The following is a 22,673-nucleotide window of genomic DNA, read 5'->3' on the forward strand; positions in this document are numbered from 1 at the left end:
TCTAATATTCTCAGTTTTTAGGAATATAGATTTGGTCAAATGTTCCCCCATCTGAAAAATGAGTCTCTTGAGCTTTTTTCCATCCTCCAAATAAGGAATCATCTATTTTTACAAGATCCAATTTAGGAAATGTATCCTTATATTCCTCAGCAACGTCTTTATCCCTCGGTCTGTAATAGTTTTGAGCTACTAGTTCTTGTCCTTCTTTAGTGTATAAGTAGTCCAAGTATCCTTCAGCGACCTCTTTAGTACCTCTTTTATCAGCGACTTCATCCACTACTGCAACTGATGGCTCTGTTAAAATACTTAAAGATGGAGTAACTATTTCATAATTATCTTTTCCAAGCTGTTGTAGTGATAACATAGCTTCATTCTCCCAAGCTATAAGAACATCACCTAATCCTCTTCTAACAAAACTAGTAGTTGCTCCTCTTGATCCTGAATCTAATACAACTACATTCGAATATAACTTGGACATAAACTCTTTTATAGAATTTTCATCACCATTATATTTTTTTGATGCATAAGCCCAGGCCGCTAAGTAATTCCATCTAGCTCCACCTGAAGTTTTTGGGTTTGGTGTTACAATTGAAACACCATTCTTTGTTAAGTCATCCCAATCTTTTATATTCTTTGGATTTCCTTTTCTAACAAGAAAAACAATAGTTGAAGTATATGGTGCACTATTTTCTTTAAAACTACTTTGCCAATCACTATTCAAGAGACCAGCTTTGCTTATGGCATCAATATCATATCCCAATGCTAAGGTTACAATATCAGCATCTAATCCCCCCATAACTGCCTGCGCTTGTGAACCAGATCCTCCATGAGATTGATCTATTGTTACATCTTGTCCAGTTTTTTCTTTCCAGTACTTTATGAAACTTTCATTAAACTTAGTGTATAATTCTCTTGTAGGATCATATGATACATTCAAGAGCTCCACTGGTTTCTTACTATTATCGCCATTAGTTCCTTGCTTTCCACAGCCGACAAAAGCCCCAGTAATTAGCGTAATAGAAAGCAGCAAACATAACATCCCAGTTTTTTTCACAATATTCTCCCCAATCTTTTTTCATAAATATTTATTGCTCATATGTAAAAAAATCAATATTCATATATGTTTAGTAGGATTTTAAATAAATGACATCCTAGAAAATAACAAGTTTTAGTATACGTTGCAGTAATAAATTTACACTTAAAGTTTTATTAATCTAAGATCCACTTCATACTTTCGTATAGAAACCTAATTAAATCATACATTATTAAAACTTTATCTCAATTATTATATAAAATAATGCTTTATGTGATGATTGCACTGTTTAGCTAATCATATATAAAGTTTTTTATTTCCTACTAATTTTATAAACTTTATATGAAATATACTATAAGGGAATTTTATGTTTTTGTCAATAAAATTAACTCAAAAATATTAATTTTTAACAAAAATCAAACTTACTAAATGAAAATGTTAAATTTTATCCAGTAAGTTTTTGAAATTGTTATTTTGTAAAATATTATTTATATTTCGAAATCACCAAAATTTGTATCTATGATTATAAAATTAATATTAAATTATTTAACTATTGAATCATTATTTTTTAGGAATATAAATTTGGTCGAATGTTCCTCCATCTGAGAAATGAGTTTCCTGAGCTTTCGCCCATCCTCCAAATTCACCGTCTACTGTAACTAAATTAACTTCTGGAAATGTGCTCTTATACTTTTCAGCAACTTCTTTATCTCTAGGTCTGTAATAATTTTCTGCTGCTATTTCTTGTCCTTCTTTAGTATATAAATAATCTAAATATCCCTCTGCAACTTCCCTAGTTCCTTTTTTATCAACAACTTTATCAACTACAGCAACAGGAGGTTCTGCTAAAATACTTAATGATGGCACTACTATTTCATACTGATCTTTTCCAAGTTGATTAAGTGATAAAAGTGCTTCATTTTCCCATGCTATAAGTACATCTCCTAATCCTCTCTCAACAAAACTTGTTGTTGCTCCCCTAGCTCCTGAATCCAATACTGTTACATTTGAATATAACTTTGACATAAAATCTTTTATAGCCTTTTCATCACCATTATACTTTTTCGATGCATAGGCCCAAGCTGCTAAGTAGTTCCATCTAGCTCCTCCTGATGTTTTTGGATTTGGTGTTACTATCGAAACTCCATCCCTCGTTAAATCATCCCAGTCTTTTATATTCTTAGGATTTCCTTTTCTAACAAGAAAAACTATAGTAGATGTATATGGCGAACTATTTTCTTTAAATTTACTTTGCCAATCACTATTTACAAGACCAGCTTGACTTATAGCATCTATATCATAGCCTAGTGCTAAGGTTACAATATCAGCCTCTAATCCACCAATTACTGATTGTGCCTGTGCACCAGAGCCTCCATGAGATTGATTTATTGTTACATCTTGTCCAGTTTTATCCTTCCAATATTTTATAAAACTATCATTAAATTTTGTATATAATTCTCTTGTTGGATCATATGATACATTCAAAAGCTCTACAGGTTTTTTACTGTCCGAATTTTCACTATTAGCTTCTTGCTTTCCACAACCTATAAAAGCCCCCATTATTAAAGCTATAGAAAGCGTAACACTTAATATTCTTCTCTTCTTCATAACATTTGCCCCTTTCAAATCCATTATTTATCATATATGTTTAGTAGGCTTTTAGTTATAATTGCCTATCTAAATCTCAATTAAAGAATTTATAACAACATCAATAATTCGTATTATTTTATTGGTTATACTGATATTTGTTTTAATTCCTATTATTTCAATAGGAATTATATGATTTATACTATAGTTTATATTATTCACTTTGTCAATACATTTATTCAAAAAAATTCTATTAACACAGAACACAGTACCCACAGTTTTCTCTCCACAAATATAAACTTCAAGAAAAGAACAAAATCATAGGAGACTTTAGAATCTGGAGAATAAAAAAAGTAGTTGCCTTAAACAACTACTTAACATATATGCCGCAATATTTACATTTAATATATTAATAAGCCAATTTCTCATTTAATACTAAAATATAGGTTTATAATTGCAACATATTTAATTATTAGCATTTTATTTTTGCTTTATTTTTATTCCGTGGCATGCATTAGCTGATGAACAACCGGAGCATCCACATCCGCAGCCACTTTCTCCATTTTTAGCTTTTTTTATTTGCTTCCCTATCACAAATGCAATAAATCCAAATATTATACCAGCTAATATAATTGTTGCCACCATAATTATCACTCCTCAAATCTTAATCTAAGTAAACCGTTATACTTAAATCTAGTTGTATAAACATTATTTTGTATAACTTAAATTAGCATTAACTACTTTTTCTTTTGATCCCTTTCTTCCTGTTGCTATAACTATAAATACTACAGCTACTGCAATTATAATTGAAACTACAGCTCCAACTAAACTTCCAACCCCCAATATATAATTACCAACTTGGTTAATAACAAGTGCCACTATATATGCAGTTGCTGTCTGGAATCCTATAGTAATAAATGTCCATTTCCAATTTCCCATTTCACGTCTTATTGTACCAATTGCCGCGAAACAAGGAGCACAAAGTAAATTGAATGCCATAAATGCAAACCCGCTTGCTGCTGTAAACATTGCACCAACATTATTAATTAATGTCGGATCAGTTTCAGATGCATCTGATATTCCATATAAAACACCAAATGTTCCAACAAGATTTTCCTTTGCAACAAGTCCTGTAACTGTTGAAACTGATGATTGCCAATTTCCAAAGCCAAGTGGTGCAAATATAGGTGCAATAATATTTCCTAGGCTTGCTAATATACTATTATCTGCATCTACCATTTCGAATGACCAATTAAATGATTGTAAGAACCATACTGCTGCACAAGAAACTAAAATTATTGTTCCAGCTTTTGCTATAAATGCTTTTACTCTATCCCACATATGAATGACTACACTTTTTGCGCTTGGTATATGATATTGTGGTAATTCCATAACAAATGGTGAAGGATCTCCAGAAAATAATTTTGTTTTCTTTAATATAATTCCACAAACAACAATCATTATTATTCCCAAGAAATATGCTGATGGAGCTACCCAAGCTGAATCATTAAAGAATGCTGATGCAATTAAAGCTATAATTGGCAACTTAGCGCTACAAGGAATAAATGTAGTTAACATAATTGTCATTTTTCTATCTCTCTCATTTTCCATTGTACGTGTTGCCATAATACCAGGTACACCACAACCAGAGCTAATAAGCATTGGTATAAATGACTTACCTGAAAGACCAAACTTACGGAAAATTCTATCCATAATAAATGCCACACGGGCCATATATCCACAGTCCTCAAGTACAGATAAGAATAAGAATAAAAGTATAATCTGTGGTACAAATCCAATTACCGAACCTACTCCACTAATTATTCCATTAATAACTAATCCTTGTAACCAGTCAGCTACATTTGCACTTGCCATCCAATCTGAAGCACTTCCTTGAATTATCTCTCCAAATAATGTATCATTAATCCAATCAGTTCCTATTGTCCCTATTGTTATTGCAATATAATATACTGCATACATAATAACCACAAAAATTGGCAATGCCAAGAAACGATTTGTAACAATTTTATCAATTTTGTCTGATGTTGTTTCTCTTCCATTACTGCTCTTTTTAATCGCACTTGAAACTACATCTCCTATAAATGCATATCTATCTGAAGTAACAATACTTTCACTATCGTCATCAAGTTCATTTTCATATTTCTGTATTACTGCTTCTATATCACTTAATATGTTTTCTGGAAGTTTTAAATTATCTATTATGTTTTTATCACGCTCAAATAATTTTATAGAAAGCCAATTAATATTAGTATCTTTACCTTGTATATTACCTTGGACAATTTTTTCTATCTCTTCAAAAGCATCTCTAGCTTCTTTTGAAAATGGAACTTGAAAATTTGGCTTTTTCTTTGAATTAGCTATTTCTATAGCCTTTTCCGCTGCTGCTTTAACACCATTTCCTTTAAGTGCAGAAGTTTCAACTACTGGACACCCTAGAGTTTTTGATAATTTATTAATATCTATTTTATCCCCATTTCTCTCTACAATATCCATCATGTTAAGTGCTATAACGGTAGGGATTCCTAATTCCAAAATCTGAGTTGTTAAATATAAATTTCTTTCTATATTAGATGCATCCACAATATTGATTACTGCGTCTGGTCTATCATTTATCATAAAATTACGTGTTACAACTTCTTCAAGTGTATATGGTGATAGAGAATAAACTCCTGGTAAATCGACAATTTCAACTTCCTTATGTCCTTTTAACTTACCACCCTTTTTTTCAACAGTTACCCCTGGCCAGTTACCAACATATTGTGATGAACCTGTAAGTTCATTAAACATAGTTGTCTTTCCACAATTAGGGTTACCTGCAAGCCCTATTTTAATTGACATTTCTATTCCTCCTCATCACTATATATACCTTTCTTTATCAATCTGAACTATGGTATATATTTTTTTGTATTGAATTACTCTACAAGTATCATTTCTGCATCAGCTTTACGAAGTGATAATTCATATCCACGAACTGTTACTTCTATTGGATCTCCAAGTGGTGCCACTTTACGAACATACACTTCACACCCTCTTGTTATTCCCATATCCATAATACGTCTACGGACTGGTCCTAAACCATCAACCTTTTTAACCTTAACAGTTTGTCCACATTTAATCTCCTTTAATGTGTTCATTATAAAAATCCTCCTAAACTATAATTCTACTTGCCATTCTTTTATCTAATGCAACTCTGCTATCCTTAACATTTATTATTAGATTTCCTCCAAGTTCAGAAATAATTTTAACCGTTTCACCTGTAACAAACCCTAAACTGTTTAAAAATCTTTTTGTTTCATCATTTCCAGTAATCTTTTTAATATTCATTTCATTTCCCTTATTAGCTAATATTAATGGCATAATGCTTTCCCCCTTAATTAGATTCACTAATTTTTGCATAAATTATTTATGTATAATTCCTTATATTTTATCGCCAATTAAAGTCACAATCAATTGATAATGATTTTAATTAACTTCTCTATAAATAATAATAGCACTTTTCACTCTCATTGAAAATGATTTTCAATGACTTTTTTTAAAAATTATGCTTTCATCAATTGGTAACGTTTTATTATTGCATTTTTGCTTTTTTTGTTAAATTTACTTAATTATTTTAATAAATTTATAATTGTTAATATTTTATTTGATTCTATGAACTTCAATAATTCAAATAACTTTTTCATAAAAAATAAGAATTCTTACTATAGAATCATATATTTTATTAGCTAAATATATAGAATCTACTCTTATTCAAAAACTTTATTAACTAGAATTCTTAAACATATGCCGTGTATTTCAATATATATTACCAAAATAATTCTTCATTATAACTCTAAAAATATTGCAAAATTTTTTTAGAATTATTGTGAATTGTAAAATGTACATTCTAAATTGCAACATATATATACATAATGTTATCAACTAAGTTTCCTATATTTTTTATATTCATTTTATTCAAAATGAATATAAAAAATAGACTATCCAAAATAGAAAAACATTCTATCTTGCACAGCCTATTTTCATTTATACTTTATATATATTAGTTAAGTTTCTAAATTTTCAACATAACTTAGCACTTGTTGTGCTAGACTTTAAATATAAATCTATTATTAAAACACAGATATAACATTGTGTGCACTCATTCTTAAATATTAAATCACACAAAATAAGATTAAAGTATTTCCTCTAATGTCTTTCTTATAGCTTTAATAAAGTCAAATGTATTTAATGTTTGAATGTTATCATGCTCAGCAAGTAACGATAAGTCTTTAGTCATTATTCCATCTTCAATTGTTTTAATTGAGGCCTTTTCCAATTTGTCTGCAAAATTAACTAAATCAGCATTATTGTCTAGTTCTCCTCTTTTCTTTAATGCTCCAGACCATGCGAATATTGTTGCAATAGAATTTGTTGATGTTTCTTCACCTTGTAAGTGTTTATAATAATGCCTTTGAACAGTTCCATGTGCCGCTTCATATTCATAGTTTCCTTCTGGTGAGACAAGTACAGATGTCATCATTGCAAGTGAACCAAATGCGGTAGCAACCATATCACTCATTACGTCTCCATCGTAGTTCTTACAAGCCCAGATAATTCCACCTTCTGATTTAACAACTCTAGCAACAACATCATCAATTAACGTATAGAAATATTCAATTCCTGCCTCATCAAACTTAGCTTTATATTCATCATCAAAAATATCTTGAAAAATATCCTTAAATGTATGATCATATTTCTTTGAAATTGTGTCTTTAGTTGCAAACCATAGATCTTGTTTAGTATCTAGTGCAAAATTAAAACAAGCTCTTGCAAAACTTTCAATAGACTTATTAAGGTTATGCATACCAAGAACTACTCCATCACCTGCAAAGTTATGTACTAACTCTCTTTTTTCTTCGCCAGTCTCAGAGGTAAATACAAGTTCACATTTACCTTTACCTTCTATTTTCATTTCAACATCCCTATATACATCCCCATAAGCATGTCTTGCTATCGTAATAGGCTTTTTCCATGTTCTAACATATGGCTTAACTGGTTCTACTATAATTGGTGCCCTAAATACTGTTCCATCTAATATTGCTCTTATAGTTCCATTAGGACTTTTCCACATTTCTTTTAAATTATACTCTTTAACTCTTGCTGCATTTGGTGTAATAGTTGCACATTTCACACCAACTTTATACTTTTTGATAGCTTCTGCAGCATCTACAGTAACTTGATCGTCAGTTTCATTTCTATACTCTAATCCAAGATCATAATATTCTGTATTTAATTCAATAAAAGGATTTAATAATTCCTCTTTTATTGCGCCCCAAATAATTCTTGTCATTTCATCTCCGTCCATTTCAACTAACGGAGTTGACATTTTTATTTTTTCCATATTTATTGCCTCCTATATTGCTTATATTTACTTTAAAAATCTTTAGAAACTAACTTTCTTTTTTCTTTTAGATATCTTAATTTCTATAAATAATTATACAATATTAACGCCCTATTTTCAAACAATTAGCATTATTATATATGTTTTAATAATAAATTCACATTTAAATTTCTAATAAGCTAAGCACTTAATTAAGGCAAAATATCGAAACTCAATTTTAATCTATATAATAATTCTTCATGATACTTCTAAAAATATTGCAAGAATTTTAACCGTAATTGTGAATTGTGAATTGTGAATTGCCATATATTACAATTACTCAAAAGACCACTCAGCTATTATAGTTTCTCCTTCTCCTAAAGTAATATCACCGTCACTAAGCCAGCAAATAGCACCATCCCTATGTCTATTATCTGTAGAATCATCCTCATCATACACTTCTATAATACTCTCATTTTTCTTTTTATTTACTTTTCTCTTCTTACCTACATCTTTTTTAACTTCAAAAATTACAGGAGAATTATTATGTTGATCAATCTCATCCTTCTTTACTTCCGTCACATTACTATTGTTATCAGATTCATTTTCACTATTTAGTTTTGGATTATCTACTTTTAAAAGTGCTATCTCATCATTCTTATTTTCTTTAATATCTACTTTTCCTTGTATATTAGTCGCATCTTTAGAACTTACTTCTGTATTCTTATTTTTATCCATATCAGTCTTTTCTAAAATTCCTATTTCATTTTCTTTTTTTACAATTTCAGATTTTTCCTTGACTTTGATATTTTGATGCTTTACAAAATTTTTCACCTTGTATATATTATTATCTACAATTTCGATCATTTCTAAATTCACTAGAACGTCTAACGCAGCTTTTACTTCACTTATCTCTCTATTAAATTCTATTGATAAGGTCTCTACTGTGTATGGAATATTTCTTGACATATATAATTCTCCCTCTTGATTTACCTTTCCAGCTAAAACAACCATCCTGTTCCAAACATAGTGAATAAGATCTCTATTAGACATTCTATCTATTATTTTAAATTTTGTGTCGTCATACATATCAACTCTAAATCTCACGTATCTTCTCTCTTTCATACTCATCATTTCCCTTCATATTTATATACCAACAAGTTAATTCACAAAAATGTTATTATATGCAGCATAGCTGCTCTTTTTCAATGTGCATACTTTCTTTCTCTCATGCTCATCAATCTCCTCTCATACTCACATACCACTAATTAATTCAAAAAAAACGTTCTTATATGCAGAAAAGTTCCACATTGCAGCATAGCTGCTCTTTCTATAGGTGCATAGCTGCTCTTTTTATCGGTGCATATTTATCCTTCCAATTAATATATACGCAAAAAAAGAAATATATAAAGGGTTCTAACAAATTTTTTTATCAAAATTATAATTTTCTAACTAAGTTATGCGTAATTATTTAGACAGCAAAAAAGCTCAGTTACCAAAACTGAGCTTTAATATAAAAATATTATTTTTCTTTTTTGTCTACATCTTCATATTCAACATCAATAATTTCTCCAGTTGTATAGTCATCTACAGGAGTGCTGTAGACTTCCTTATCTCTATCATTATTATAATAGTTATTTAAATTCTTCTTTCTCTTTTTTTCTTTAAAAAATCCCACTATCTTCATAACAATATATATTATTACTCCTGCTATCAGAAGCCATGGAAGAATATGTAGAATTAATGATCCTACTAAAAATATTATACAAATTGTTCCTATAATATACATATATCTTTTAAATTCTCTGTTCATTACACTCAACCTCTATATTACTTAGTTTCTCATTTAGTTAAAAGCATACCTTAAGTATACCTTATGAATATAAAATTTACAATGTACATAACAAAATCGTAGTCGACTTTGGTTAAGTTCCGTATTGTGCTTCGCACTCTTTTCATATGTGTAGGTTTTTTATGCATTTTATGCTCTATAAGGTATGAATCTATATGTTATTAAAATCGTTACTACAAGCAATGCTGTAACAACTATTCCTCCTTCTGGTCCAAAGCTTCCTCCATTAACTATATTTGAATTAATAGTTCTTATGGTATATATAGAATCTGTAATATTTCCACTTACCAAGAATCCAAAAATGTCACCCTGAAAATAATTCCAAGTTATATGATACCCTATACACATCCATATATTTTTAGTCTTTATGAATAAATATCCCATAAAAATTCCGAATAAAAACAAATTCACGTATGCAAGTAAACTGATTCCATGATTTAATGAATGCATTAGTGAAAAAATTATGGATGATCCTAAAATAGGAATCCATGCTATTTTAGTTTGTTTTAAAACAGTCATGCAATACCCTCTAGCAAAAAGTTCTTCATTAATGCCAACAAATATAAAAACAATAAGCTGTAAAAATAATGTTCTTGAAAAGTTTGGACTATTAAAACCATTCACTAGTTCAACTGATTTAGTACATAACAATATAATTGCAACCATAGTAAATGATATTGCGCCAAATAATAAGCCATAAAATAAATCTTTCCATCCTTTTCTTATATTAATTAATCCAATATCTTTCACTTTTTTTCTATCTAGAACTTTCCAGAATAAAACTACAAAGAATATCATTAGTATGCATTGTATCAAATTTAAAAATGCGCCTGGAAAAGAAGACATACTTAAGAGCTGCTCAGTAATATAACTTATACCCTCATCTTGTTTTGACAGCAATGCTGGATTAGTCATAAAAACAAATGCACTATATATATTACTGAAGACAACCGACATTATAGTTGTAGATACAAAGAAACATACGAAAACAAGTATTATCTTCCAACCAGATCTTACTTGCTTACGATCATTACTAAAAATTCTCATTAACATCCTCCAATCAATTTCTCTTTACAATTTTATTCTCTTTTAAAACATATATCTCTAAATCAACCCTTTTTCATAATTTATCCCCTCAATTTGCATAATGTCTGAAGATTTATCTTCAATATAAATTCCTAGAGAATAAAAAATATTCACCTCTATATTATATATATCTAGTTAATATAAATTCATGAAAATATTCTTAATTATTAATTAAAATATATATTTCATGCGAATCTATACTGAGTGTGGCGTTACTTTCCTAATATATATATTTCAATTCACAATTCACAATTCACAGTTCACAATTCACAATTCACAATTCACAGTTCACAATGCACATTTCACAATTCACAATTACAGCTAAGACTCTTGCAATATTTTTATAATCGTTATGAAAAATTATTTTTGCAATATACATACTATTCATAAATATGTTAGTTATAAAAATATTCTTAATAGAATTTAGTGCTTACTTATTGTCACCTACTGTATCTAAATTTAAGATTTAAATTTATCCAAAAAATAGGAGTGATACTTCTAAATACTTAGAATATCACTCCCATTTCAATATGCTATTTTCTTAAGAATTCATTAACAGATATTCCTGCTCTTATTCCTTCATTTATAGCTGTAACAACTAATGATTGTCCACGTCTAGCATCACCTGTTGAAAATACTTTGTGTACATTAGTTTTAAAATCTTTTTCATTCGCTTTTATGTTACTTCTTGCATCTGATTCAACACCAAAAGCTTCTTTAATGTAATTTTGTGAACCTGTGAAGCCCATTGCAAGCAATACAAGTTCGGCTTGATAAGTTTTTTCTGATCCTTCAACTGGCACTGGACCAAATCTTCCATTTTCGTCTTTCTTCCATTCAACTTTTACAGTATCAACACTTTCAAGATTTCCATCTTTATCTGTATTAAGACCTGTAACTGTAGTTAAATATTCTCTTGGATCTTTGCCATAAAGATCTATAAATTCTTCTTGGCCATAATCAACCTTAAGAACTTTAGGCCACTCTGGCCATGGATTATTAGCTCCTCTTTCTTTAAGAGGTTCACCCATTATTTCAAATTGAACTAATGATTTACATCCATGTCTAAGTGAAGTTCCAACACAATCTGTTCCTGTATCTCCACCACCAATTACAATTACATTTTTATCTTTTGCTGAAATATAATTATTATCATCATGATTTGAGTCTAGAAGACTTTTTGTATTAGCTTTTAAGAAATCTACTGCAAAATGTACGCCTTTAACTCCATCTCTACCTTTTGCTACAAGATCCCTAGGCTCAGATGCGCCAGTTGCAAGTACTACTGCATCATATTCATCTAATATTTCATTTGCATCATAATTTTCACCAATATTAGCGTTAGTTACAAATCTAATACCTTCCTCCGCCATAAGATTTATTCTTCTTAATATAACTTCTTTATCAAGCTTCATATTTGGAATACCATACATTAATAATCCACCTGGTCTGTCACTTCTTTCAAAAACAGTAACTTTATGACCACATTTATTTAATGTATCTGCTGCTGCAAGTCCTGCTGGACCTGATCCTATTACAGCAACTTTCTTTCCAGTTCTCTTAGCTGGAGGATTAGCTTTAACTATTCCATTTTTAAAAGCAGTATCAATTATAGCTCTTTCATTTTCCTTTATAGCAACTGAAGGCCCATTTAATCCTGCTGTACATCCAGCTTCACATGGAGCTGGACATACTCTTCCTGTAAATTCTGGGAATGGATTAGTCTTATCTAATCTTTCATAAGCTAAATCCCATTTTCCTCTATACACTAAGTCATTCCATTCAGGAATTAGGTTATGAAGTGGACAACCAGATACCATACCTGAGAATAATACTCCTGATTGGCAGAATGGAACACCACAGTCCATACACCTTGCACCTTGAATACTTTGCTTTTCTGCTGGAAGACTTAAATGAAATTCTTTATAGTCTTTTATTCTTTCTTTAGGTTCTCTATTTTTACCTACTTCTCTATCATACTCTAAAAATCCCGTTGGTTTACCCATTTTTCTAACCCTCCTAATTTCCTTTAATTTCTTGGAAAGTTTTAATTAATGCTTCATCCTCATCACATCCAAGATTCTTATGCTTTTCAACAGTTTCCAATACTCTCTTATAATCCTTTGGAATTATTTTGTGGAATTTAGATTTTTCTGTCTCAAAGTTGTATAATATTTTATTTCCTTTAGGAGAGCCTGTAACTTTCACATGTTCTTCAATTAAGTTCTTTAATTCTTCTTCATCTTCTAAGCTTAACTCTTCTAATAGAATCATTTCTTCATTTAAGTTTATTCTAAAGTTTGGATCCTCTTCATAAATGTAAGCAATTCCGCCACTCATACCAGCAGCAAAGTTAATTCCTGTTTTACCTAAAACAACAACCTTACCACCTGTCATGTACTCTAATCCGTGAGCTCCAACTCCTTCAACAACAGCAGTCGCTCCTGAATTTCTAACGCAGAATCTTTCACCTGCAATACCATTTATAAATACTTTTCCTGAAGTTGCACCATATAAAGCAACATTTCCAATCAAGATATTATCTTCTGCTACAAATGTTGATTTCTTTGGAGGATATACTATAATTTTACCACCTGATAATCCCTTACCTAAGTAATCATTAGCATCTCCTTCAACTTCAAAGGTTAATCCACTTGGAATGAATGAACCAAAACTTTGACCTGCAGCTCCATTACACTTAATAGTAATAGAATCTTCTGTTAATCCATCTGAACCATTTACTCTTGTTATTTCAGATCCAAGAATAGTTCCAAGTGTTCTATCAGTATTAGTTATATCAATTTCAAAGTTTACTTTTTCTTTCTTTTCTATAGCGTCTTTAAATTGGCTTAGGAATACTTTTTGATCTAGTACTCTTTCTAATTTAAAGTCGTATTTCTTAGTTTCATCAAACTTAACAACTTTTCCTTTATACTTATCTGGAGTGTAAAGTATTGAGCTTAAATCAACATTCTTAGCTTTCCAGCCATGAATATTTTCTCTCTGCTTAAGTTTATCTACTCTACCAACCATCTCATCAATATTTCTAAATCCAAGACTTGCCATAATTTCTCTTAGTTCTTGAGCTATAAAGTACATAAAGTTAACTACATATTCTGGCTTTCCTTTAAATCTCTTTCTAAGCTCTTCATTTTGAGTTGCAACTCCAACTGGACAAGTATCTAGATTACAAACTCTCATCATAACACAACCTAAAGTTACTAATGGTGCAGTTGCAAAGCCAAATTCTTCTGCTCCAAGAAGGGCAGCTATAGCAACATCACGACCACTCATAAGCTTACCATCTACTTCAACTCTAACTCTTTCCCTTAAATCGTTAAGAAGTAATGTTTGGTGAGCTTCAGCTAGTCCAAGTTCCCAAGGAAGTCCGGCATTTTTGATTGAGTTTTTAGGTGATGCACCTGTTCCTCCATCATACCCTGAAATTAATATTACTTCTGCTCCACCTTTAGCAACACCAGCTGCAACAGTTCCAACTCCACATTCTGAAACTAACTTAACAGATACTCTAGCTCCAGTGTTTGAATTCTTTAAATCATATATTAATTGAGCTAAATCTTCTATTGAGTAAATATCATGATGAGGTGGTGGTGATATAAGACCAACCCCTGTAGTTGAATGTCTAGTTTTAGCAATCCATGGGTAAACCTTAGTTCCAGGTAATTGACCACCTTCACCAGGTTTTGCTCCTTGTGCTAGTTTTATTTGAAGTTCATCTGCATTTACTAAATACTCTGAAGTTACTCCAAATCTACCAGATGCAATTTGCTTTATTGAAGATCTTCTTGAATCCCCATTTGCATCTTTAGTCCATCTATCCTTATCTTCTCCACCTTCACCAGTGTTAGACTTACCGCCAATTCTGTTCATGGCAATAGCAAGTGCTTCATGAGCTTCTTTAGAAATTGATCCATAAGACATTGCTCCTGTCTTAAATCTCTTAACAATTTCTGAAACTGGCTCAACTTCTTCAAGTGGAATTGCCTTAGAATTATAGTTAAATTCTAATAATCCTCTTAAAGTGATTTCAGCTTTTTCATCATCAATTAAAGAAGTATATTCTTTAAATAATTCATAATTTGATGTTTTAGTAGCTTCTTGAAGTTTATGAATAGTTAATGGATTATATAAATGCTCTTCTCCACTATCTTCTCCTGATCTAAGCTTTTCATATCCTGGAGAATCTAACGAAAAGTCTGCTGCATAAGTTTTTTCTTTAAATCCATTTTTGTGGTTTATCTCTGCTTCTTTTTGAATTTCAGCGAGTCCAATTCCATCGATTCTGCTTATAGTATTAGTAAAGTATTTATCAATAACTTCTTTTCCAATTCCTATAGCTTCAAAAATTTGTGCTCCTTGATAAGATTGTATTGTTGAAATACCCATTTTTGAAAGTATTTTAATTATACCTTTAAGCACTGCTTTATTATAGTTGTAAACAGCTTTATCATATTCTAAATCAAGTAATCCTTCTTCAATTAATCCTCTTAAGCTTTCATAAGCCATATATGGATTTATAGCAGAAGCACCAAATCCAAGCAATGTAGCAAAATGGTGAATCTCTCTAGGCTCTCCACTTTCAAGTATTAGAGCAACTGAAGTTCTTGTTCCTTTTTTAACCAAATATTGATGAAGTGCTGATACTGCAAGTAATGACGGAATAGGAACTTTTGCCTCACTTATATTTCTATCAGATAATATAAATATAGTATATCCCTTTTCATAAGCATCTTGAGCTTTTTCAAACGTTTCATTTAATGCTTCCTCTAAAGAGCCACCTTTATCAAATACAATATCAATTACTTTTGATTTTAAGTTTCCTTTATTATAAGCCTTTATTTTAGCTAATTCTTCATCATTAATTATTGGTGAATCGAGTTTAATCAACTCACAATTTGATGCTTTATCTTCTAATATATTACCCTCTGGTCCAAGATAAACATTAGAAGCTGTAACTATTTCTTCTCTAATAGCATCAATAGGAGGATTAGTTACTTGTGCAAATAACTGCTTGAAATAATTAAATAACGGTTGAGAATTCTTTGATAATACTGCTAAAGGAACGTCTACACCCATAGCTGCTAATGGTTCAGCTCCAGTTTCAGCCATTGGAAGCATTGTTGTTTTTACTTCCTCATAAGTATATCCAAAAGCTTTTTCTAATTTCTTTCTAGTTTCCTTATCATATTCAATCTTGAACTTCTTACTTTCATTCATTTTATCTAAAGTAATCAGATTTTCTTTTAACCATTCTCCATAAGGATATTGATTAGCATAAGAATTTTTTAATTCTTCGTCATCTATAACTTCTTTCTTAACTGTATCTACAAGTAACATTCTACCTGGCATTAATCTATCTTTCTTTTCAACAATTTCAGCTGGTATATCTAATGCACCAACTTCTGAAGAAAGAATAAGTCTTCTATCTTTAGTTATATAATATCTTGATGGTCTTAAACCATTTCTATCTAAAACTGCACCAACTTTTTCGCCATCTGTAAATACGATAGCTGCTGGACCATCCCATGGTTCCATTAGTGTAGCATTATATTCATAAAAAGCTTTCATTTCTTTACTCATAGTTTTACTCTTATACCATGGTTCTGGAATTGCCATCATAATAGCTCTAGTTAAATCCATTCCGTTCATATATAAGAATTCTAAATTGTTATCAAATATCGCAGAGTCTGATCCTTCTTTATTTATGATAGGTAACACTCTGTTTAAATCTTTTCCAAGTGCTCTAGATTTAACATTTGTTTCTCTAGAATAAACCTTATTAACATTTCCACGAAGTGTATTAATTTCACCATTGTGAATCATAAATCTATTAGGATGAGCTCTTTCCCAACTTGGGAATGTATTAGTACTATATCTTGAATGTACTAATGCCAAAGATGTTTCAACTCTTTCATCTTCTAAATCTTTATAAAATTCTCTAAGCTGTGTAGATAATAACATTCCTTTATATACTATTGTCTTTGATGAAAAAGACGCTATGTAGAAAGTTTCATTTAGGAATTTACTTATCCATCCTGCTCTTTTTTCTATATTTCTTCTAACAATATATAAATTTCTTTCGAAATCTTTTCCTGGTTTTATTCCATTTGGTCTTCTTACAAAAGCTTGCATTATTGCAGGCATTGCTTCTAGCGATGCTTTTCCAAGTATTGAAGGGTTTGTTTGAACTTCTCTCCACCCAATTAGTTCAAGTCCTTCTTCCTTTGATATATCTTCAAAAAGGCTCATAGCTTCTTTTCTTGCCTTTTCTTCTTGTGGTAAAAATACCATAGCAACAGCGTAATCCCCTTCGTTTCCGAGAGTCATACCTTTTGATTTCAATTCTTCCTGAAAGAATTTGTGTGGTATATTAAATAATATTCCTGCTCCATCTCCTGTATGTTCATCAGCGCCTGTACCACCTCTATGCTCTAGCTTTTCTAGGATAGTTAAACAATCTGATAATATTTCATGAGATTTCTCACCATCAATGTTTACTATAGTCCCAATTCCACAAGCATCATGTTCAAAACATGGATTATATAACCCCTGTGCATTCGGATTATTTCTTTCCATTAAAATTCCCCCTTGAGATAATAATATATTCATTTGTACCTTCCTAAATATTTATCTATCAGGCACCTATTTATCCTTAAAACAATCATATTGCATTTATGTGTAGCAAACAACGAGTAAATACATCCTTTTTTGAAATATAATTACTCGCGTATTTGCTAAATTTTACAAGTTATTCATTTTCACTTAATATTAAACTCGCAATATCTTTCATTCTTTTCCCAGAATCCATACTTATCTTCTGCATATATCTAAACGCTTCATTCTCCGTAAGTCCTGAAGTTTTCATGAGTTGACCCTTAGCCTTTTCGATAAGCTTTCTATCTTCTAGAGTATGTTCTAACTTTTCAACTTGATCCCTTAGCTTCTTGATTCTCTTTTTGCTTTGAAAAATTAAATTTATAGCATTAGTTAAGAGAACATTAGAGATTTTGGTACCAATACAATATATATCAGTATCTTCTTCTATAAATGATTTATAAGGCTCATTTACGATAGCTAAAAAACTAGTTACATCTACTAGTGTTTCATAAACATCTAGTAAACTCATATCCTTGAATTTATATCCTACTAAGACTAGGTCTGGGGAATGTTGCATAACTAATCTAATTAATTCATTTCCTGAAGCACATAATGCTATGATTTCATAGCCTTCCTGCATTAGTAAACTCTTTAATTTTTTTGCTGTCTCAATATTGCTTAAAGCTATAATAATTCTTCCATCTTGAGCCATTGCAATCCCCACCTTAATTAATAATAATTGGTATTACTAAATTAATATCTATTAAGATAGTTTTCTAATTCCCAGTCATGTACTTTAGTTCTATAATCATCCCACTCAGCTGCTTTACCTTCAAGATAATTATTGTATACATGATCTCCTAAAGCTGACTTAGCTAACTCACTTTCTCTCATGAATTGAACTGCTTCATATAAGTTATTAGGTAAGTTATCAATTCCGTTAGCTTTTCTTTCCTCATCAGTCATAGCAAAAATATTTGCTTCAACTTCTGCTGGTGGTTGTAGATTGTTTTTAATACCATCTAGTCCTGCTTGTAATAGAGCTGCTAATACTAAATATGGGTTAGAACTTGGATCTGGACATCTAAGCTCAACTCTAGTTCCTGCGCCTCTAGCTGCTGGTACTCTTATTAATGCTGTTCTGTTTTTACAAGACCAAGCTAAATAAACTGGTGCTTCATATCCTGGTACTAATCTCTTGTATGAATTAACTAATGGGTTAGTAACAGCTGCAAGACCTTTTATATTCTTTAATAATCCTGCTATAAAGTTATAAGCTATTGGACTTAAGCCATTCTTATCATTTTCATCAACAAAGACATTCTTTCCATCCTTGAATAATGACATATTAACATGCATTCCTGAACCATTAATTCCGAAAATTGGCTTTGGCATAAATGATGCATGTAATCCGTGTCTTTGTGCAATAGACTTAACAACTAGCTTGAATGTCATAATACTATCAGCTGTAGTTAATGCATCACCATATTTAAAGTCAATTTCATTTTGTCCTTCAGCAACTTCATGGTGAGATGCTTCAATCTCAAATCCCATTTCTTCTAATGCTAAAGTCATGTCACGTCTTGCATTTTCTCCCAAATCTGTAGGTGCTAAATCAAAGTACCCACCTTTATCTTGAGTGTTTGTTGTTGCATTACCATTTTCATCAGTTTCAAATAAGAAAAATTCACATTCAGGTCCAACATTCATTGTATATCCAAGTTCAGCTGCATCTGCTATAGCTCTCTTTAAGATATATCTTGGATCACCTTCAAATGGCTTTCCATCTGGTTTATAAACGTCACAGATTAATCTTGCAACCTTACCTTGTTGCGGTCTCCATGGGAAAATTACAAAACTATCTAAGTTCGGTCTTAAATTCATGTCAGATTCTTCAATTCTAACGAAACCATCAATAGATGATCCATCAAACATACATTCATTATTTAATGCTTTTTCTAACTGTCTGTCTGTAATTGCTACGTTTTTTAATGTTCCAAAGATATCTGTAAATTGAAGTCTTATAAATTTAACTCCATTTTCCTTTACTAAGTTAATGATATCTTCCTTTGTGTACTTTGCCATTTTACAAACCCCCTTTTTTTCTAAAAAAAGACGCACAATAGAAGCGGTATACCATCTATTGAACGCCTTTGCTCAATTCATTTAATAAGTAAATTATATACCACCGTTTCTAACAAATCAATAGATTTTTTAAAAAAGTAAGTATTTTTGTGGTAAAAACTTTAATTTTTAAAGAAATTAATACCATATTCTTTAAAAATTAAAGCTTATATTTATCAAATTGATAAATATAAAAAATAACTTCTGCAGAAAATTATTTTATAACTTATAACAAAAAAACGAAATCAATCTGAATTATTAATTCTATGACTCCGTTGTCAAAGTATATATAAATTTGTAATACATATAGATATCCAACTTTAAAACTAAATTTATGTGGTAACTTCCCGAAATCATAAATATTTTGATTCCGAAAAACTATGAAAATATCGCTGAAGGTTCTAAGCAGCAGGTTGTTCCACTTTAGCATGCTCCAACTTTCCTAGGGAAGCTCGACTCATTACATTTGCTGAGGAAGTTCGAGAACCCAAAATAAAATTTTGGACTCTCACTTCACAAGCTAAAATGGAACAACCATTAGCAGAAACTCGACTCACGTTCGTTCGCTGAGTAAGCGATTCTCACTAAATCAAAGATTTAGGTTCTCTGCTTAAGAATCTTTAACAGCTCATTTTCAAATGTTTTCTCCACAAATATATTTATGATTTCTAGTGAAGACATTAACTCAAGGTTTTAGCAACCTTGTAAATATGTTCATCTAATAAATCGAATTCTTAATTTGTTTATCTATATAACTCCTGATAATTAAAATATTTTGATATAAATTACCAGTAACATATTGTTAACATACTTTTTATTTCTATATTGTTTTTATTGATTTATTCAACGTTGAATTTCAATTAAAAACAAGAAATAATCAAGTTTCACTTGGTATTTTTATTATACAAATCAATATTTACTCTGTCAAACGTTATTAATAATACTCACTATTTTCTCTACATATAATATATGTTGAAATTAAATTTCTAAATTTTAGTCTTAACTAATAACTCAGCTTACTGAAACTTTAAATGTAAATTATCTATTGGAACATACTTATATGCTTAACTACGATAAATTTTTTTCATAGAATATATATATTGCAATTTAAAATTTATAATTCACATTTCACAATTACGGTTAAAATTATTGCAATACTTTTAGAATCACGATGAAGAATTAGTTCTCGTAGTATATATAATTTATTATATTAAACAAATTTTCTTCATTAATATTTAAAGGCATTCTATGTGTTTTTATACAGATAGGGAAATAAATAACTTGATTTATATTTGGAAAATTCAGTACCTTCTATACAATAAATCTATTTTATATCCATTTCTTAATCTGCTTTGCAGTTTATTATATGTTCTTTTCTATAAATAATACTCAAATGCTCAAGAGAAAATAATCATTTAGCATTATTAATAATTAACTTGAACATTTTTAGATAAATTGCTACAATCTTATATGTAAAAATACATATATATGGGGGCTATAATTATGAACACAATTGTAACAAAATTTGGTGGAAGTTCACTAGCAGATGCAACTCAATTTAAAAAAGTTAAAGAAATAATCTTTTCAAATCCAGAAAGAAGATATGTAGTGCCATCTGCACCTGGAAAAAGAAATTCTAAAGATTCAAAGATTACTGATTTATTATATCTTTGCCACGCCCATGTTTCTACTGGAATATCTTTTGATGATGTTTTTAATCATATAACAGATAGATATTGTAATATAGTTAAAGATTTAAATTTAGACTTTGATATTACAGAGCATTTAAACATCATAAAAAAAGATCTTGAAGAAGGGGCTTCAAGTGATTATGCTGCAAGTAGAGGTGAATACTTAAACGGATTAATACTTGCTAACTATCTTGGCTTTCAATTTGTTGATGCTAAAGACGTTATGGTTTTTAATAGCGACGGTTCTTTAGATTCTAAAGCAACAGATTCAGCCCTTCATTATAAATTATCTAAAATTTCTAAGGCTGTAATTCCTGGCTTTTATGGAGCAGATAAAGACGGAAATATAATCACATTCTCAAGAGGTGGTTCTGATGTAACAGGAGCTTTAGTTGCTTCAAGCATCAATGCTGATCTTTATGAGAATTGGACAGATGTTTCAGGATTTTTAATGGCAGATCCTAGAATAATAGATAATCCAAAACCAATAAGCAAAATAACTTATTCAGAACTTAGAGAACTTTCTTATATGGGTGCTTCTGTATTACATGAAGATGCAATATTCCCAGTAAGAGAAGTTGGAATTCCAATAAATATAAAAAATACAAACAAACCTCAAGACGAAGGTACTTTTATCGTAAAAAATACAGATGGCTCAATGAAGCCAACAACTGTAACAGGTATAGCTGGTAAAAAAGATTTCACAGTTATTTCAATATCTAAAGCTTCAATGAATTCAGAGCTTGGTTTCTGTAGAAAGATTTTATCAATACTTGAACAGCATAATATTTCATTTGAAAATATGCCTTCTGGAATAGATACAGTATGCTTTGTAATTCAAGACACTCAATTGAAGAACAAAAAGGATGTTGTTGTGGAAGAAATTAAAAGAGCATGCAACCCAGACAGTATAGAAATCCATCCAAATTTAGCTATGATTGCTACTGTTGGACGTGGAATGGCTAAACAAAGGGGCACTGCTGCTAAGATATTTACAGCTCTTTCAAATGCTGAAATCAACATTAGAATGATAGACCAAGGTTCTAGTGAAATGAACATACTAGTTGGTATAGAAAATGATGATTTTGAAAAAGGAATTGCTGCAATATATAACGCATTTAATTAGAAAATAGATATAACCGAAAGAAGGATACACTTTTGTTCCGGTTGCTAGAGAATATGACTTTGGATTTCTAACATTAGAAATTGTGCCCATTCCTGCATGATCCTTAGTTCCTAAGGACAAGCAACAATGGAGAAACTCCTAAAGCCACATTCTCAATACAACACTCCACAAAAGTATAT

Annotated in this window: 15 protein-coding genes; 1 reads left to right on the plus strand and 14 read right to left on the minus strand. The window is 30.4% G+C overall.

Features of this window, described 5'->3' with window-relative positions; genetic code table 11:
• Positions 1-10: 10 nt before the first annotated feature.
• The 14 genes from F3K33_RS21455 to glnA form a co-directional block, all read right to left on the minus strand.
• Positions 11-1,039: a sulfate ABC transporter substrate-binding protein gene (locus F3K33_RS21455; protein WP_012060350.1), complete on the minus strand. Its 1,029-nt coding sequence runs from the start codon at positions 1,037-1,039 to the stop codon at positions 11-13.
• A gap of 555 nt (positions 1,040-1,594) precedes the next feature.
• Positions 1,595-2,641 carry a sulfate ABC transporter substrate-binding protein gene (locus F3K33_RS21460; protein ID WP_012060351.1) on the minus strand — a complete coding sequence of 349 codons (1,047 nt, stop codon included), beginning with the start codon at positions 2,639-2,641 and terminating at the stop codon, positions 1,595-1,597.
• A gap of 459 nt (positions 2,642-3,100) precedes the next feature.
• A complete protein-coding gene (locus tag F3K33_RS21465) occupies positions 3,101-3,265 on the minus strand; it encodes a FeoB-associated Cys-rich membrane protein (protein WP_084670508.1) in 165 nt (54 codons plus the stop codon).
• 63 nt (positions 3,266-3,328) lie between these two features.
• A complete protein-coding gene (feoB, locus tag F3K33_RS21470) occupies positions 3,329-5,479 on the minus strand; it encodes a ferrous iron transport protein B (RefSeq protein WP_039769494.1) in 2,151 nt (716 codons plus the stop codon).
• A 74-nt stretch (positions 5,480-5,553) separates the two neighbouring features.
• Positions 5,554-5,775, minus strand: coding sequence for a FeoA family protein (locus F3K33_RS21475; protein WP_012060354.1), 222 nt, complete (start codon positions 5,773-5,775; stop codon positions 5,554-5,556).
• Positions 5,776-5,788: 13 nt separating this feature from the next.
• Positions 5,789-5,998, minus strand: coding sequence for a FeoA family protein (locus F3K33_RS21480; protein ID WP_012060355.1), 210 nt, complete (start codon positions 5,996-5,998; stop codon positions 5,789-5,791).
• 811 nt (positions 5,999-6,809) lie between these two features.
• A complete protein-coding gene (locus F3K33_RS21485) occupies positions 6,810-8,018 on the minus strand; it encodes an NADP-dependent isocitrate dehydrogenase (RefSeq protein ID WP_039769499.1) in 1,209 nt (402 codons plus the stop codon).
• A 315-nt stretch (positions 8,019-8,333) separates the two neighbouring features.
• Complete coding sequence (locus tag F3K33_RS21490) at positions 8,334-9,122, minus strand: putative phage replisome organizer (RefSeq protein ID WP_039769564.1); 789 nt, start codon at positions 9,120-9,122, stop codon at positions 8,334-8,336.
• Positions 9,123-9,519: 397 nt separating this feature from the next.
• On the minus strand, positions 9,520-9,810 hold the full coding sequence (locus F3K33_RS21495; RefSeq protein WP_012060358.1) for a hypothetical protein: 291 nt from the start codon (positions 9,808-9,810) through the stop codon (positions 9,520-9,522).
• A gap of 168 nt (positions 9,811-9,978) precedes the next feature.
• Entirely contained in the window at positions 9,979-10,896 is a 918-nt protein-coding gene (locus F3K33_RS21500; protein WP_012060359.1) for a CPBP family intramembrane glutamic endopeptidase, read from the minus strand.
• Positions 10,897-11,468: 572 nt separating this feature from the next.
• Positions 11,469-12,941, minus strand: coding sequence for a glutamate synthase subunit beta (locus F3K33_RS21505; RefSeq protein ID WP_012060360.1), 1,473 nt, complete (start codon positions 12,939-12,941; stop codon positions 11,469-11,471).
• Between the two features lie 13 nt (positions 12,942-12,954).
• A complete protein-coding gene (gltB, locus tag F3K33_RS21510) occupies positions 12,955-17,532 on the minus strand; it encodes a glutamate synthase large subunit (RefSeq protein ID WP_038457919.1) in 4,578 nt (1,525 codons plus the stop codon).
• Positions 17,533-17,704: 172 nt separating this feature from the next.
• Positions 17,705-18,265: an ANTAR domain-containing response regulator gene (locus F3K33_RS21515; RefSeq protein WP_012060362.1), complete on the minus strand. Its 561-nt coding sequence runs from the start codon at positions 18,263-18,265 to the stop codon at positions 17,705-17,707.
• A gap of 41 nt (positions 18,266-18,306) precedes the next feature.
• Positions 18,307-19,638, minus strand: coding sequence for a type I glutamate--ammonia ligase (gene glnA / locus F3K33_RS21520; RefSeq protein WP_012060363.1), 1,332 nt, complete (start codon positions 19,636-19,638; stop codon positions 18,307-18,309).
• Positions 19,639-21,180: 1,542 nt separating this feature from the next.
• Between glnA and F3K33_RS21525 the strand changes: the two genes are divergently transcribed.
• Entirely contained in the window at positions 21,181-22,494 is a 1,314-nt protein-coding gene (locus F3K33_RS21525) for an aspartate kinase (protein ID WP_039769505.1), read from the plus strand.
• Positions 22,495-22,673 lie beyond the last annotated feature (179 nt).

The sequence above is a fragment of the Clostridium beijerinckii genome (genome assembly GCF_008705175.1).
Lineage (GTDB): Bacteria > Bacillota > Clostridia > Clostridiales > Clostridiaceae > Clostridium > Clostridium beijerinckii.